We start from the raw sequence: 14,600 nt of genomic DNA, 5'->3' as shown, positions 1-14,600 counted from the left end.
GTGATTCAGTCCCAAAGCTGTGATTTGCGCCCCGCGCTTAGCCACATGGGGTGGCGCTTGTCGAGCAGGGGGCAGTCAAATTCACAAGAGGATCGTTTTACCCGCGATCGCACTGGCTGCAGTCCTGGCCGCACCGCTGTCTGCCCAGCAGGAAACCGAGCGCGCCGATGGCTCGGTCGAAATCGACGTTCTCGCGACCATCGACGACCTCTACGGTCCCGCGCCGCCGATGGAAGACTGCTCGGAAGAGCAGGAGGCTGCGATCCTTTCAGGCGAGATCATCGTGTGCCGCCGAAAACAGGACCAGCGCCAGTATCGCACGGTGCCAAGAGAGGAAGCGCAGAGGCGCTATGCCGAAGAGACGGCTTTCAAGAGCGACCCCAAGACACCGGACTTCATACTCGACTGCCATGATCAGGGCTGGCCGGTCGGCTGCGTGAAATTCGGAAGCGTCCCGCCCAAGGCGCTCATCATCGACGTGACCGCCCTGCCTGAAGCGCCGCCCGGCTCGGATGCCGATCGCATTTCGCGAGGGCTCCCGCCGCTGGGCGACAGCAACCCTTTCCAGCCGGCTCCCACGCGGCCTGATGATGAGATCGACGAATCCGAACTCGGATTACCTGACGTGGATTGATTATGGGTCGCGCCACCCGGGCCCGCACTCGAAATTCCGCACTCGAAATTCCAAAGCCTCAATCCCGCAGAATAGGCAGCACAAGCGGCGCGTCGGTCAGGCTCTCCGACCCGTCGAGCAGGTCGAGCGCTTCTTTGATGCAGCGCTCCGGCCCTTCATGCGTAACCATCGCGACGAGCACTTCGCCGCCATCGTCGGCGCGGCCTTTCTGGATCAGGCTTTCGATCGAAACCCCGGCATCGCGCATGGCCGCAGTGATCTCGGCGAGCACGCCCGGCCGGTCGGTCACGGTGAAGCGCAGATAGGTCCGCTCCATCCGGTGGCCCGGCTCGACCGGCGGCATCGGCTCCAGCCCTGCGACAGGGATCGAGAAAGGCGCGCCGATTTCCTCGCGCGCGATATCGATGATGTCGGCAACGACCGCGCTGGCGGTTGGTCCATCACCGGCACCCGCACCCTGAAACAGCAGGCGACCTGAAAAATTGCCTTCCGCCACCACGGCATTGGTCGGGCCGTCGACGCTGGCAAGCGGGTGATCCTTTGGCACGAGGCACGGGCGCACGCGCTGCAGCAGGCGCGTCCGGCCGTCTTCTCCGGTCTCGGTGTCGGCCATGGCGATCAGGCGGATCACAAAGCCCAGCGCGTCGGCCTGGGCGATGTCGGCGGCCTTGACCTGCGTGATACCGGTGGTGCGCACTGCGTCGAAATCGATCCTCGCGCCGAATCCGATCGCGGCAAGTATGGCGAGCTTGTGCGCGGCGTCGATGCCTTGGATATCGAAGGTCGGGTCGGCCTCGGCAAATCCCTTCGCCTGCGCCTCCGCGAGAATCTCGCCGAAGTCCGCACCGGTGTCTTCCATCTTGGAGAGGATGTAATTGCAGGTGCCGTTGAGGATGCCGTAGATGCGTTCGAGCGCATTGGCCGAAGTGCCTTCGCGCAGCCCCTTCACCACCGGAATACCGCCGGCGACGGCTGCTTCGAACTTGAGCGCGGCTTCATGGGCTTCGGCCGTTTTGGCGAGCGCGATCCCGTGATGCGCGATCATGGCCTTGTTCGCGGTGACGAAATGCTTGCCTGCGCCAAGCGACGCGCGGGCAAGAGCCAGCGCCGGACCGTCGGACCCCCCAACGAGTTCGACCACGAGATCGACGTCCTCGCGAGCCGCGAGCGCGGTCATATCGTCTTCCCAGGCGTAGCGGGACAGGTCGACGCCGCGATTGCGATTGCGGTCGCGTGCGCTCACGGCCGTTACTTCGATCTCGCGTCCGGCGCGGGCGGTCAGCAAGTCACGGTTGGTTTCGAGCAGGCGGATGACGCCGGTGCCCACGGTGCCAAGTCCGGCGATTGCGATGCGAAGGGGTTTATCCATTATGGGCTACCGCCTCTTCAAATCCGAAAGCCTTGCGAGCGCTGTCGGGTATCCGCTCCGGCTTGCCCGATGGCAGGTCGACATGAACCGCGACCAGCCGGATTTCCGCGCGAAGCGCACCGTCGTCGGCGCCGTGGAGCGTGATATGCTGCTCCATGCTCGAATTTCCGATCTTCGGCACGCTGATCCGGCCCTCGATCAATTCGTCGAGGCGAATCGGGGCGATATAGTCGACTTCGGCGCGGCGCACATGGAACTCGATATCATCTCCAAGCCCATGCGCACGGCGATCTCGGAAATACTCGGTCACCATGACATCGGCATATTCGAGGTAGCGCGAATTGAAGACGACCGATTGCGGGTCGACCTCGGCATATCGCACACGAAAGGTATAGCTGAATGGCTCGGACATAGACGGCTGCCCTAGCGCGGGGCTGGCCGCCATGGGAACCACTTTGTCTTGGGTTTCGTCAATTGCCGCTTTAGCGCAGCGGTTCTTGCACCGCTCAACCCCGCACCAGCGTGCGCACGCATGGACCGAGCGATCCCATCACGAGGCTGTAGTCACGCTCGGCCTGGGCGCGCTCCGCCGGGACGCGCGAAAGATTTGCTCCCGATGGCAGTCGAGCGGGAAGCGCGCAGGCGAGGCGATACCATTCGATCGTGTTGGGGCGCGGCGGTCGCGCGGCCTGGTCGATGATTTCGCCCCAGCTCACACCCCACACCGGCTCGCGCCCCGGACGGCGAAGTATGCTGAGAGACACCGGCTCCCCATTGCGTGTCTCGAGAAATACCTGCGTTTCCGATTCGCCTGCGAGATTGCCCGGAACCGATAGCGCGTCGCGCACACCGGTAACGACTGGCGGAGAATCAGGCGAAGCGAGCGCCGATAGAACCGGGCGCACCTGCGCCTCAAGCTCGGGAGTATAGGGTTGCTGTGCCTGCGGTCCGGCCAGTTGCACTTCGCCGGGACGCGACGGCACTGCACGAGCGAACAAGAGGACCTCTTTCTTCCTGAGCTTGGGGACCTTGCCCTTCGCATTGAGCGGCACGTCGACGAGATAGCGCAGCGATTCGCCGATCGGGGCCGAGCCTGTCAGCAGAGCCTTCGTCTCCGCCTCTATGTAAAGCCGGGCGAATCCCGCTTCGAGGCCTGGCGCGCGCTCCCGCTCGACTTCGACCTGGCGCCGAATCTGCGCATGAATGACGAGATCGGCCGCATCGGACAAATCGGCGATGTCGGCATAGGTCAGCACAGGCTCGGCCGCGGGATCTTGCGCCATGAGCGGTGTGACCGCAGGAGCGCTCGCGATAGCGGCAATGAGTGCCAAACGATTGAAACGCATTAAGAAATCCTTAAACTTTGCTCAGGCGGGCCTGTTCATCAACGCGCCTTGCGCCAGCAAGTGCCGCAATATATTCGTAGCTTCCCCTAATCGAAACAAGAGGCGCTGAATCGGTCCTGAACCGATAAAGCGTTTGCCTGCCTAGGGCTTGCCCGTTAAAGCGGGCGCTGGATGACGTTGCACTGGGGACTTTTGTGCAGTCATTCGGTTGTCGGTTTGGCGTCTGCCGAATCGCGGCCCACCGGGTGGCATAGAAGCTGCTCGGCCAGGGAGGAATTGGAGTCGTAGCTGGCGCAAGCCTGTGTTTGCGCGAAGCTTAGTGTCGGGTTGAACCCGACCAAATGATGGAGAGAAAGCGACTGGATGGCCTACGCTGACCAACAAATGAGCGGCAACCGCATTGTTGCTCTGATCATCGTGGCGTTGATTCATGTAGTGATCGGATACGTGCTGATTAGCGGCCTTGCCTACGAGGCAGCTAAAAAGGTTGTCGAGCGCGTGACGACGGTCGATATCGATGAACCGCCGCCCCCCGAAGAACCGGACGAGCCGCCGCCGCCCGAGCCGGAGCAGACCGCTCCGCCGCCTCCGGTCGCACCGCCGCCGCCAATCAATATTGCGCCGGCCCCGCCGCCGATCCGCACTCAGCCGACGATTCCGCCGCCCGCGCCTCCCGCGCTGGTCGTGCCGCCGCCGGCTCCGGTTGCGCCCCCGCCTCCGCCGCCACCGCCTTCGCAGGCGCGCGGTGCTTCGCCGAGGGGTCTCAATGGCTGGTCGCGCCGTATTCAGGAGAATTATCCCTCCCGCGCCCTGCGCGAGGAGATCGAGGGTACGGTTGGCGTCGCAGTTACCGTCAACGCGGAAGGTCGCGTTTCGGGCTGCCGGGTTACCCGTTCGAGCGGGTCGAGCATTCTCGACGAGGCAGCTTGCGAGGGCATGCAGCGTTATGCCCGGTTCAATCCTGCGCTCAACGATGCCGGCAACCCGACCAACGGCAATTATTCAACGGCCATTACCTACAGGCTGAATTAGGCTAGATAACCGGCCTTGCCGTGATGGCGGGGCTCTGGGGACTTTTTTTCAAGAGGACTTTTCGCAATGATGATTGAACTTCTTACCGCTGCTGCCGACGCAGCTCCGGAGAACCGCTTCGGCTTCTGGGAAGCCATGGAACAGGGCGGCGCTATCGCCTGGTTCATCTTCGGCGTGCTTGTGATCATGAGCGTTGGCTCGTTCTACATCCTGATCACCAAGCTGCTCGAACAGGCCAAGATCAACCGCCAGTGGAACGCTGTGAAGACCAACTTCTGGCGTGCCGGCAGCCTCAAGGACGGCGCCACCAAGCTGGAAAAGAACAGTGCATGGCGCCAGATCGTCGATGACGCCATCAAGGCCGACGAAGAGCACGGCAAGATGACCGACCACCTCGAAGCGCATGACTGGATGCACGGTTCGCTTCAGCGTTCGACCGACTCGATCAACTCGAAACTGTCGGGCGGCCTCTCGTTCCTCGCAACCGTGGGTGCGACCGCTCCCTTCGTCGGTCTGCTCGGTACGGTGATCGGGATCTACCGCGCACTCATCAACATCGGCCTCGCCGGTTCGGCCTCGATCGACAAGGTCGCTGGTCCGGTTGGTGAAGCCCTGATCATGACCGCCATCGGTCTGCTCGTGGCTGTTCCGGCCGTGCTTGCCTACAACTGGCTGCAGAGCCGTAACAAGCGCATCGCAGAACGCATGAACGCTTTCTCGACCGACATTCTCGCGCACATCAGCTCGAATGGTCAGGTCAAGCCTGCGACCATGGCTGCCGCACCGGCTGCCAAGACTGCGGCCAAGCCAGCTGCTGCAAAGCCAGCTGCGACCAAAGCTTGAACCGATAGGTGTCGGGGCGGCGCTGGCCGCCGCCCCAGCACGATTGAAGTGACGAATTACGGATAGGATGATCTAATGGCGATTGAGATTGGAGGCTCGGGTGAAACCCCGATGTCGGACATCAACACCACGCCGCTCGTGGACGTGATGCTGGTTCTCCTGATCATCTTCCTCATCGCGGTTCCCGTTGCGATCCAGACCATCGAAAAGCTCGAGATACCGATCATGGAATCGGTCGAGTCGAAGGATAAGGTCGAGAACTTGCAGCTCACGGTCAGCACGACCGACAATGCAGGTCGCAGCGCTGGCGAACCCGGCTACGAAGGGGCCTCGCGCAACGGTGAATGCCGGGTCTATTTCGGCAATGTGACCCCGGTCTCATCCGAAGAGCTGTATGACCAGGCGTTCGAGCGCCTCGATGCAATCGTACAGCGCGCTGGTGGCCCAGAAGCGATCATGGAAGAACCCGACCTGATTCCGCAGGTGCACATTCGCGGCGACGTGAATGCACCGTGGCGCTGCGTGGCGGGCACGATCTACAATGTGCAGGCGGCCGGTTACCCGACCGTCGGCTTTATCTCCAACCCGGTAGAGCCTGGCATCTAAGCCGGCCCCGCGTTGAAAGAGAGACAGGAGTAAACACCCATGGCAATGTCAGGCGGCAAGGATGATGGCGCGCCGATGATGGAAATGAACATGACGCCGTTGATCGACGTCCTGCTCGTTCTGCTCATCATGTTCATCATCACCATCCCCGTTGCAACGCACTCGGTCGATATCGACCTTCCGAGCCCGCAGCCCAATCCGCCGGACGTGGTGGTTGAGCCGATCAAGAACAAGCTGGTGCTCACGCAGGACAACCAGATCCTGTGGAATGCCGAGCCGATCAACCAGGGTCAGCTCGTCACCCTGCTTCAGGAATCGACCCAGATGTCGGTCGAGCCGGAGCTGCAGTTCGAGCCGGAACCGCTCGCAAGCTACGACCTTTCGGCCAAGGTGCTCAACATCATCAAGGCATCGGGCGTGACCAAGTTCGGCTTCGTCGGTAACGAGAAGTATCGCCAGTTCGGTGGTGTAGGCGGCAGCGAATAAGCTCCCCGACACTCACTCAGGAAAACGAGAAGGGGCGGAGCGATCCGCCCCTTTTTTATTGTCCGGTGCGGATGGCTCCAAACTCCATGGCTACCCCGTCACAGACCGTCGCACCGATATGAAACTAGCCAGATCCTACCCCGTTTGCGCATGGCTCTGTGATGGTATGTCATTCTGTTTCTCGGCCAGTTCGAGGAGAGCGAACATGGCGATTACCCTTACGCGCGTGCACAATCCGATGAACCCGCAGCCCATGGGGCAGATGAATGTGACCCCCTTCATCGATGTCCTGCTCGTCCTGCTCATCATGCTGATCATGACGATCCCCATCGCCACACACACGACCGATGTCGATTTGCCCGCATCGTGCTCCGGCTGCACCAGCAATGCCGATCGCAACACCGTGACGATCGATGAAGCCGACCGGCTGTTCTGGAACGGTGCGCCAGTCACTCGCGAGGCCCTCAAGGCGCAGGTCGGCAATGCCGCGCGCTTGCCGGAAGAACCGCTGCTCGAGTTCAAGCCCGCCGCCCTCGCCAGCTATGACGCGTCTGCAAAAACCATCGCGCTGATCAAGGATGCCGGAGCGACAAGGTTCGCTTTTATTGGCGATGCTGAGCATCGAAGCTTTGGGCAGGAAGAATAGCCTCTTGGGACGGTCCCTTTCAGACCATTTATGTTTAGCCACCCCCTCCGATTGTGGGTGTGAAGCAGTCACTGCAGGCCATATCCCGCAATCAGTTCCGCCAACTCGCCCCGCGAATTGCTTGACTGAAAGGACCATTGATTTACCCCTTTTTCTCGGGAGGGGGCAGTTACATGGATCGACTTGTTTCGACGCGCCTCTCGCCGATCGAGAAATTCGGTTATGCGATGGGCGACTTCTCTACCGGTCTCTTCAATCGCTTCATCACATTCTACCTGCTCTACTACCTCGTCGAACTTAAAGGCGTTGGCGCGGGTGCAGCGGGCACCATGCTGCTGGTCACGCGCATTTTCGATGCCGTGACGGACCCTGCCATGGGAATGGTCGCGGACCGTACACGTTCGCGTTGGGGCCGATACCGGCCCTATCTTCTATATGGGGCGATACCTTTCGGCGTAGTCAGCTTTTTCGTCTTTGCCATGCCCGACATGGGGGGCCTGGCGACCCTGGTGTGGATCTACGTGTTCTACTCGCTCGCTATGCTGCTCTACACCGTGACGAACGTGCCCTATTGTGCGCTGCTCGGTGTAATCTCACCTCATTCAAGGGAGCGAGAAAGTGCAGCGTCTTGGCGTTTCGCTCTACTTAGCCTCGCCGACGTCGTCATTGCCTTGGGCGTCACAACGATAATCAGGGTGGTCGGCAGCGACAACGAGGCACACGGCATTATTATCGCGTGGTCGATGATTGTCGTGATGATGAGTCTATCGTTGCTATTTTGTTTTGCGACAACCCGCGAAAGAATTGCTCCACCGCAACACAAGAGCGCGATCCGTCAGGAACTGCGAACCCTTCTCCGCGAACGCAGTTGGTGGATCGCGATTGGCGCCGCGATCTGCGTTATTGCCACGATTGTGATGATGGCCAGTAGCGCGGTATTCTATTTCCGCTATCTGACCGTTGATGATGGGCAAGCCGTCTTCCTGTTCGTCGATCGGCTAGGCCTGTTCTTTCTGGTCGGAGTTTCGAGTATCTTTGGATCCCTCCTGGCTCCCAAACTCTTCCGCCAAATGGACAAGGGCAGACTTGTAGCTGCCACATTCCTTGTCATGGCGGGGCTTCGGCTCCTGTATCTCCTTGTTCCGCCAGACAATTACCTTTTTATCCTCTTGCTGAACTTTCTGTTCAATTTCACCTTTGGCGTGACCATTGTGGCGATTTTTGCGATTTTTCCTGACATCGCGCGCTTCATTCACTGGAGGTCAGGAATACAGATGACGGGCCTGGTCATTTCGGCTTCGCTATTCGCGCTCAAGGCGGGCGCCGCGCTTGGAGGTGCGGTGCCCGCGTTTATTCTCGGGGCCAGCGGATTTGTTGCAGGTGCAGAGCAAACGGAAGAGGGTTTGTGGGGCATCATGTTAGCCTTCTCGGTGGTGCCTGGATGCGTCGCACTGCTCGGCGCCTGTTTTGGCGGTCTTTACCGCATCTCACGCAGAGACCTTGCCGAAGTTGAGATTGGTTTGACCGAAAGTTCCCCTCAGCCAGTATGAACAGTGTCAGGCGGAATGACCGCAATCGGGTCGTAACCGGACGTTCCACTTACGCAGCCATCGGGGCGCGCAGCACCCCCCCTAATCCTCTGCCTGCTCCTCCGCTCTCCCATCGACTCGCATCGCTTCGCCAGCCAGCGTCTCCGCCTCAAGCAATAGCTCCTCGTCGACCGCGCCTTGTGGCACCGCCTCGCGTCCGATCATCGTCATCACCGGCACGGCAAGCGGGCTGACGCGCTCAAGCTCGACATGGACCAGTTCGTGCTGGGACCGCTCGAGCAAATCGCCCAGCCGCCCCACATCCGTCATCCTCGCACGGGCATCGGCCCAGGCGGCCTCGAGCAGCACGTGGTCGGGCTCGTATTTGCGCAGCACGTCGTAAATCAGGTCGGTCGAGAAGGTGACCTGCTTGCCGGTCTTGCGCTTGCCGGGATGCTGGCGCTCGACCAGCCCGCTGATCACCGCCACTTCGCGGAAGGCGCGGCGTAGCAGGTGCGATTCCTGCACCCAATCGACGAACTCATGCGCGAGAATATCGGGCGAAAGCAGCGGCGCGGGGTCCTCCACCGGGCGCAGCCCCCAGACCGCCAGGCAATAATCATTGGCGACGAAACCGCCCGGCGCGAGCCCGCGGTCCTCCATGCGCCGCGTGATCAGCATGCCGAGGCTCTGGTTCGCGTTCCACCCTTCGAAGGTATAATAGACGCTGTAATGCTTCTTGTGATGCGGGAAGCTTTCAACGAGCAGCATGCCCGGCCCGGGCATCTGGCTGCGCCAGTCCTGCACCTCCAGCCATTCACGGACATCATCGGGGAAGCGGCCCCACTTCTCGCGCTCGACCAGCATGGTTCGCACCCGGCTCGCCAGATGTGTGCTGATCGGCAGGCGCTGCCCGCCATAGCTCGGGATGGTCGCGCTTGTCTTGGCCGCGCGGACGACGACATCCATGTCCTTCAATTGTTCGACCTCGAGGCTCATGCCAGCGAAGAAGAACGTGTCACCGGGCGACAGGGTTGCGGCGAAGCGCTCCTCCACCTTGCCGAGATTGCGGCCATTGCGAAACCGCACTGTGAGCATCTCCGAGTCCACGATGATTCCGGCGTTCATGCGGTGGCGCTGGGCATGTTCGGGATGGGTCAGCCGCCACACGCCATTCTTGTCGCGAACGATCCGCTTGAACTTGTCATAGGCCCGCAGCGCATATCCGCCGTTCTCGACGAAGCCGAGCACACGCTTCCAGTCCTGTTCCTCGACCCAGGCATATGGGAGGCTAGCGCGCACTTCTGCGAGCAATTCTTCTTCGTGAAAGGGCGCTGCGCAGGCGCAGGCCATGACATGCTGCGCCAGCACGTCGAGCCCGCCAGCGCGAAAATCCTCGCCGTCACGCTGCCCGTCATCGACCGCATCCTTGGCTGCAGTCGCTTCGAGAAACTCGAAACGGTTGCCGGGGACGAGCAGAGCGCGAGAAGGCTGGTCGAGCCGGTGATTGGCGCGGCCGATACGCTGCAGAAGACGCGAGGAGCCCTTGGGCGCCCCCATCTGCACCACGCAGTCGATATCACCCCAGTCTACGCCGAGGTCGAGGCTGGCCGTGCAGACCAGCGCGCGCAATTCGCCGCGCGCCATTGCACCTTCGACCTTGCGCCGCGCCTCTTTCGCCAGAGAGCCGTGATGGATGCCGATGGGAAGGTTGTCCTCGTTGATGTCCCACAGCAGCTGGAAGATGAACTCGGCGAGGAAGCGCGTGTTGGTGAAGACCAGCGTCGTCTTGTTCTTCCGGATCTCCTCGTAGAGCTGCGGGATCGCCCAGCGTCCCGCGTGACCGCCCCAAGGGACGCGCTCCTCCTCGGGGAGGAGGATTTCGACCTGCGGCTCCGCGCCCTTCTCACCCTCGACCAATTCGACCGCGTCGATGTCACCCCAAGGCGCAAGCCAGGCGCGGAAGCCCTCCGGGTCGGCGACCGTGGCCGATAGCGCCGCACGCTGCATGTCGGGCGCGATCGCCTGCAAGCGGCTGAGCGCCAAGGCCAGCAGGTCGCCGCGTTTGCCGGTGGCAAAAGCATGAACCTCGTCGATCACGACGCGCTTGAGCCCTTTGAACAGTTCCAGGCTGTCGGGATAGGACAGCAGGAGCGAAAGGCTCTCGGGCGTTGTCAGAAGGACATGCGGCGGCTTCGTCCGCTGGCGTTTCTTGCGGTCGGACGGCGTGTCGCCGCTGCGCGTCTCGACCCGGATCGGCAGGCCGATTTCCTCGATCGGCGTGAGCAGGTTGCGCTGCACATCGTGCGCCAGCGCCTTTAGCGGCGAGACGTAAAGCGTGTGCAGCCCTTCAGGCGGCTTCCCGTCCTCCAGCCGCGAGGGCGCGAAATCGGCCAGCGTCGGCAGGAAGCCCGCCAGCGTCTTGCCCGCTCCCGTATCGGCAACGAGCAGCGCATGCTGGCCTGCTTCGGACGCGGCGAGCATATCCGACTGATGGCGCCGCACACGCCATCCCCGGCCCGCGAACCAGTCGGAGATTTCAGAAGGGATCGTCGCTGTCATCCTGACCGCAACGCTTGAGCGCCACGACCGGTGCCGTCAACGCCCCTCCTGCTTGCTCGAGCCCTATTCGGAAGCTTCCTTCATGGCCTCCAGTTCAGCGGCGAAAGTCATGTTTTCTTCGATTTCGCCTTGCTCCAGCCCGGTAAGTTCGGAGATGCGCGCGCGCTCCGCAGCGGAAAGTTCATCCCAGCTCTTGGCCGCGGGAAGCGCAGCGGTCGCAGCCTCCATCTGGGCCTCGATATCGGCCATACTTTCCATCATCGCCGGCAGAGCCTCCATGCTCGCGCCGAGAATGCGCGGATCGCTGCCCATGGCGAAGCTCTTGCGGGCGTAGGACAGTCCCGAGGGGGTCGAGAAGAATGCGTCGATATCGGCCAGTTCCTGATCGGTGAAGTAGATCGCATAGGCTTCGCTCATGGCCTTGCGCATGGGCGGCTCCATCGTCGCCATCATGCCTTTCATAAGCTCGGGCATGACGGTGGCCATGGCTTCATTGCGCTCGCGCCATGCCGGATCGAGAATATTCGCCAGCTCCACGGCCTGCTCCTCGCCAAGGTCGAGTTCGCTTGCTTCCATGCCAAGCTGGCGAGCAACGTCGCCGGTCGGATTGCTGGTCGCCATCTGCATGAGCGGACCGAACATGGAATCGAACATGCCCCCCATCATTTCGCCCAGCGTGCCCGGGGGAATCATCTTGTCGATGATCGAACGCGCCATCGGCAGACGCGACTGTTCCTCGGCCGTGAGCGGCTCGACCGGGAACATCGTGCGCATGGCCTCCATCATTTCGGCGTCCGGTCCGGCGGCGGCATCGTCTTGCGCGTGGACGGGTGCGGCGAAGAGCGAGAGCGATGCCCCCGCAACCAGCAGCGTGTTCTTCAGAGATTTCATTGTCAGACCCCCTTGGTAATCAGTGACCCACGCTTTCGCCGCGCTCGAGGCCCGACAAGGCGAGTTGTTCGTCGATCTGCGCCATCAGCCGCTCGAGGCCTTCCACGCTTTCGCTCTCTGCGCGTGCGACCAGCACATCCTGCGTGTTGGACGCTCTCAGCAACCACCAGCCATCGTCGGTGGTGACGCGTACGCCATCGGTCGTGTCGGCCACGGCATCGCTCGCGGCGATCCGCTCGGCGATCTCCTTGATGGAGGCGAACTTGCGGCTTTCATCGACCTGGAAACGCATTTCCGGCGTGTTGAGCATGGCAGGCATGTCGCTTCGCAACTGCGTCACCGATTTGCCGAGACGGGCAGAGGCGGCGATCAGACGTACCCCGGCGTAGAGCGCATCGTCGAAACCGTAATAGGTGTCGGCGAAGAACACGTGACCGCTCATCTCGCCCGCCAGCGGAGAGCCGGTTTCCTTCATCTTCGACTTGATCAGCGAATGGCCCGTCTTCCACATCAGCGGCTTCCCACCATGCGCCGCGACATGATCGAACAGCGCGCGGCTGGCCTTCACATCGGCGATAATCGTCTCGTTAGGTCGGGATTGGAGCAAATCCTCGGCATAGATCATCAGCAGCTGATCGCCCCAGATCACGCGGCCTTCGCCGTCGATAGCGCCGATCCGGTCGCCATCCCCGTCAAAAGCCACTCCGAAATCGAGGTTCTTCTCGGCGACGAGCGCCTTCAGATCAGCCAGATTCTCTTCGACAGTGGGATCAGGATGATGATTGGGAAAATTACCATCGACCTCGGTAAAAAGAAGGTGGTGCTCACCGGGAAGGCGCGCCGCGAGCTTCTCGAGCGCAGGTCCGGCGGCTCCATTTCCCGCATCCCAGGCGATCTTCAGTCCTTGCAGGTTCGAAAGTTCGACCCCCTCGAGACCTGCAAGGAGGCGCGCGACGTACTCGTCGAGGATGTCGCGCGTCTCGACTTCCCCGGTTCCGTCGAGCCATTCGCCAGCAGCCGCAATCCGGCCGAGTTTCTGGATGTCCTCCCCGAAAAACGGTCTCCCCTGAAATACCATCTTGAAGCCGTTGTAGTTGGCGGGATTGTGGCTGCCTGTTATCTGAATGCCGCCGTGCACCTCTTCGGCTGACGCTTCTGCATAATAGAGCATGGGGGTCGGCCCCATGCCGATCCTGACCACGTCACAACCGCTGGATGTAAGACCTTCGATCAGCGCATGTTCGAGGATCGGGGAGCTTACCCGTCCGTCATATCCGACCGCCACTTTCGTTCCACCCGCCTCGCGCAGCAGGGTCGCGAAACTGCGCCCGATGGCGCGGGCATCGTCCGGCCCCAGCGTTTCGCCGATGATCCCGCGGATGTCGTATTCGCGCAGAACGGTTTCGTCGAATTGGTGACTCATTGTGGGAAATCGCTTTCTCTAGGTTTGCAGATGCTCGCCCGTTACTGGCGCGCCCTAACCTTCATGTGAAGGGCAAACATGAAAAGACGAAGTAAATCAGCCGTCGCGGTGCGAATTATCGCTCAAACTATCGGGTAGTTCGTCGAGCAGCAGGTCGCGCGCCGCATTGGCTTCATGCACCTGTTCGTTGGTGCCGCCGCGATCGGGATGGATCATGGCGATGAGCCGCTTGTGCGCATCGACGATTTCTCCATGGCTTGCGCCCTGACGCACGCCGAGAAGCTTGCGCGCGCGGAACAGCGCCTGGCTACGGGTCGATTGCCCGCGCAAATATTCCCACGGCCATTTTCCGAATACGAGCTTGATCGCGAGACAGGCGATCGCCGCGATGACGAGCAGCCTGAGCATGGTCTCAGGCGAGCTCCAGCCGCGGCTCGGCGCGCATGAAGTCGGGCAGGTTCAATGACTGGACCAGCTGGCGAAGCTCCTGCCGCGCGACCAAGTGACTGGTGCCGAGTTCGCCCAGATGCCCCTTGTCGAGCAAAGTCAGGCCCGAGGGGAAGAGCTCGCGGTAGATCACGCGCTCGGAGAGACCGTGCGAAACACGGAAGCCGACGCGCTTCGACAGTTCGGCGAGCGCCTGCTCGATACGCGTCATGTTGCGCGCTTCGACATGGCCGGTACGGTTGCGCACGACGACCCAGTCCATCTCGCGCCGCTGTTGCTCGATCGTCGCGCGGCTGCGCTTGATGCGCGCTTCCCAGATCAGCTCTGCATAGAAGCTCAGCCGCTTGACCTTGAATGTCTCGCCTTCGACCTGGCCGATAAGGTCGAAATCGACGAAACTGTCGTTCATCGGCGTGACCAGCGTATCGGCCTCGGTCGCGGCATGGCGTGCGAGCGGATCGTCGCGACCCGGCGTATCGAAGACAAGGAAATCGCAGCCTTCGCCGATCTCGGCAGCGAGCGCCTCCATCCCTTCGACATCGCCTTCGTAGACCGCGAAGTTGGCGCTAGGCAGGTCGATCTTGCGCCGTTCTGCCGTCTCTGCCCGGTTTTCGAGATAGCGCGCGAAGGTGCGCTGGCGCGGGTCGAGATCGATCGCCGCCACGCGCGCTCCGCGATAGGCGAGCGCGACAGCGACGTGCACCGCAGTCGTCGATTTGCCCGTGCCGCCCTTTTCATTGGCGAAAACGATGCGGTGGGGGCGTTGCTGCGACACGGCTGAGGGCT

Annotated in this window: 15 protein-coding genes; 7 read left to right on the top strand and 8 right to left on the bottom strand. The window is 61.8% G+C overall.

What is annotated here, in order from left to right; genetic code table 11:
• The first annotated feature begins 19 nt into the window (after positions 1 to 19).
• The gene (locus CCE89_RS07140) at positions 20 to 634 is read left to right on the top strand and encodes a hypothetical protein (protein ID WP_086437357.1); all 615 of its coding nucleotides are present in this window, start codon (positions 20 to 22) and stop codon (positions 632 to 634) included.
• Positions 635 to 692: 58 nt separating this feature from the next.
• Here the strand turns inward: CCE89_RS07140 and CCE89_RS07135 are convergent, their stop codons facing one another.
• The 3 genes from CCE89_RS07135 to CCE89_RS07125 form a co-directional block, all read right to left on the bottom strand.
• Entirely contained in the window at positions 693 to 2,003 is a 1,311-nt protein-coding gene (locus CCE89_RS07135) for a homoserine dehydrogenase (protein WP_086437356.1), read from the bottom strand.
• Complete coding sequence (locus CCE89_RS07130; protein ID WP_086437355.1) at positions 1,996 to 2,415, bottom strand: acyl-CoA thioesterase; 420 nt, start codon at positions 2,413 to 2,415, stop codon at positions 1,996 to 1,998. The genes CCE89_RS07135 and CCE89_RS07130 overlap by 8 nt, the downstream gene beginning before the upstream one ends.
• 94 nt (positions 2,416 to 2,509) lie before the next feature.
• Positions 2,510 to 3,349, bottom strand: a complete 840-nt coding sequence (locus tag CCE89_RS07125) for a hypothetical protein (RefSeq protein ID WP_086437354.1) — start codon at positions 3,347 to 3,349, stop codon at positions 2,510 to 2,512.
• A gap of 363 nt (positions 3,350 to 3,712) precedes the next feature.
• Between CCE89_RS07125 and CCE89_RS07120 the strand changes: the two genes are divergently transcribed.
• From CCE89_RS07120 to CCE89_RS07095, 6 genes are all read left to right on the top strand, one after another.
• Positions 3,713 to 4,381, top strand: coding sequence for an energy transducer TonB (locus CCE89_RS07120; protein ID WP_086437353.1), 669 nt, complete (start codon positions 3,713 to 3,715; stop codon positions 4,379 to 4,381).
• Positions 4,382 to 4,447: 66 nt separating this feature from the next.
• The gene (locus CCE89_RS07115; protein WP_086437352.1) at positions 4,448 to 5,224 is read left to right on the top strand and encodes a MotA/TolQ/ExbB proton channel family protein; all 777 of its coding nucleotides are present in this window, start codon (positions 4,448 to 4,450) and stop codon (positions 5,222 to 5,224) included.
• A gap of 75 nt (positions 5,225 to 5,299) precedes the next feature.
• A complete protein-coding gene (locus CCE89_RS07110; RefSeq protein ID WP_200810309.1) occupies positions 5,300 to 5,830 on the top strand; it encodes an ExbD/TolR family protein in 531 nt (176 codons plus the stop codon).
• A 39-nt stretch (positions 5,831 to 5,869) separates the two neighbouring features.
• On the top strand, positions 5,870 to 6,316 hold the full coding sequence (locus tag CCE89_RS07105) for an ExbD/TolR family protein (protein ID WP_086437351.1): 447 nt from the start codon (positions 5,870 to 5,872) through the stop codon (positions 6,314 to 6,316).
• A gap of 205 nt (positions 6,317 to 6,521) precedes the next feature.
• Positions 6,522 to 6,962 (top strand): ExbD/TolR family protein, encoded by a 441-nt coding sequence (locus tag CCE89_RS07100; RefSeq protein WP_234989989.1) that lies wholly within the window; start codon positions 6,522 to 6,524, stop codon positions 6,960 to 6,962.
• A 173-nt stretch (positions 6,963 to 7,135) separates the two neighbouring features.
• Positions 7,136 to 8,512 (top strand): MFS transporter, encoded by a 1,377-nt coding sequence (locus tag CCE89_RS07095; protein ID WP_086437350.1) that lies wholly within the window; start codon positions 7,136 to 7,138, stop codon positions 8,510 to 8,512.
• Positions 8,513 to 8,593: 81 nt separating this feature from the next.
• On the opposite strand, the gene CCE89_RS07090 is transcribed toward CCE89_RS07095, so the two are convergent.
• From CCE89_RS07090 to CCE89_RS07070, 5 genes are all read right to left on the bottom strand, one after another.
• Positions 8,594 to 11,053, bottom strand: a complete 2,460-nt coding sequence (locus tag CCE89_RS07090) for a ligase-associated DNA damage response DEXH box helicase (protein ID WP_086437349.1) — start codon at positions 11,051 to 11,053, stop codon at positions 8,594 to 8,596.
• A 63-nt stretch (positions 11,054 to 11,116) separates the two neighbouring features.
• Positions 11,117 to 11,944: a DUF2059 domain-containing protein gene (locus CCE89_RS07085; protein ID WP_086437348.1), complete on the bottom strand. Its 828-nt coding sequence runs from the start codon at positions 11,942 to 11,944 to the stop codon at positions 11,117 to 11,119.
• A gap of 19 nt (positions 11,945 to 11,963) precedes the next feature.
• Positions 11,964 to 13,367, bottom strand: coding sequence for a phosphoglucomutase/phosphomannomutase PgmG (pgmG, locus tag CCE89_RS07080; protein ID WP_086437347.1), 1,404 nt, complete (start codon positions 13,365 to 13,367; stop codon positions 11,964 to 11,966).
• Between the two features lie 96 nt (positions 13,368 to 13,463).
• A complete protein-coding gene (locus tag CCE89_RS07075) occupies positions 13,464 to 13,775 on the bottom strand; it encodes a J domain-containing protein (RefSeq protein WP_086437346.1) in 312 nt (103 codons plus the stop codon).
• A 4-nt stretch (positions 13,776 to 13,779) separates the two neighbouring features.
• Complete coding sequence (locus CCE89_RS07070) at positions 13,780 to 14,589, bottom strand: division plane positioning ATPase MipZ (protein ID WP_234989988.1); 810 nt, start codon at positions 14,587 to 14,589, stop codon at positions 13,780 to 13,782.
• Positions 14,590 to 14,600 lie beyond the last annotated feature (11 nt).

Origin of the sequence: Altererythrobacter xiamenensis (assembly GCF_900177715.1) — a bacterium.
In the GTDB taxonomy this organism is placed as follows: domain Bacteria; phylum Pseudomonadota; class Alphaproteobacteria; order Sphingomonadales; family Sphingomonadaceae; genus Erythrobacter; species Erythrobacter xiamenensis.
Note: the sequence above shows the minus strand (reverse complement) of the source record. Positions and strands in the feature narration are given on the sequence as shown.

Excerpts from the sequence above, each read along its gene's own strand:
- CCE89_RS07135 (WP_086437356.1), bottom strand. The coding sequence starts at position 2,003 with ATGGATAAACCCCTTCGCATCGCAATCGCCGGACTTGGCACCGTGGGC.
- CCE89_RS07130 (WP_086437355.1), bottom strand. The coding sequence starts at position 2,415 with ATGTCCGAGCCATTCAGCTATACCTTTCGTGTGCGATATGCCGAGGTC.
- CCE89_RS07125 (WP_086437354.1), bottom strand. The coding sequence starts at position 3,349 with ATGCGTTTCAATCGTTTGGCACTCATTGCCGCTATCGCGAGCGCTCCT.
- CCE89_RS07120 (WP_086437353.1), top strand. The coding sequence starts at position 3,713 with ATGGCCTACGCTGACCAACAAATGAGCGGCAACCGCATTGTTGCTCTG.
- CCE89_RS07115 (WP_086437352.1), top strand. The coding sequence starts at position 4,448 with ATGATGATTGAACTTCTTACCGCTGCTGCCGACGCAGCTCCGGAGAAC.
- CCE89_RS07110 (WP_200810309.1), top strand. The coding sequence starts at position 5,300 with ATGGCGATTGAGATTGGAGGCTCGGGTGAAACCCCGATGTCGGACATC.
- CCE89_RS07105 (WP_086437351.1), top strand. The coding sequence starts at position 5,870 with ATGGCAATGTCAGGCGGCAAGGATGATGGCGCGCCGATGATGGAAATG.
- CCE89_RS07100 (WP_234989989.1), top strand. The coding sequence starts at position 6,522 with ATGGCGATTACCCTTACGCGCGTGCACAATCCGATGAACCCGCAGCCC.
- CCE89_RS07095 (WP_086437350.1), top strand. The coding sequence starts at position 7,136 with ATGGATCGACTTGTTTCGACGCGCCTCTCGCCGATCGAGAAATTCGGT.
- CCE89_RS07090 (WP_086437349.1), bottom strand. The coding sequence starts at position 11,053 with ATGACAGCGACGATCCCTTCTGAAATCTCCGACTGGTTCGCGGGCCGG.
- CCE89_RS07085 (WP_086437348.1), bottom strand. The coding sequence starts at position 11,944 with ATGAAATCTCTGAAGAACACGCTGCTGGTTGCGGGGGCATCGCTCTCG.
- pgmG (WP_086437347.1), bottom strand. The coding sequence starts at position 13,367 with ATGAGTCACCAATTCGACGAAACCGTTCTGCGCGAATACGACATCCGC.
- CCE89_RS07075 (WP_086437346.1), bottom strand. The coding sequence starts at position 13,775 with ATGCTCAGGCTGCTCGTCATCGCGGCGATCGCCTGTCTCGCGATCAAG.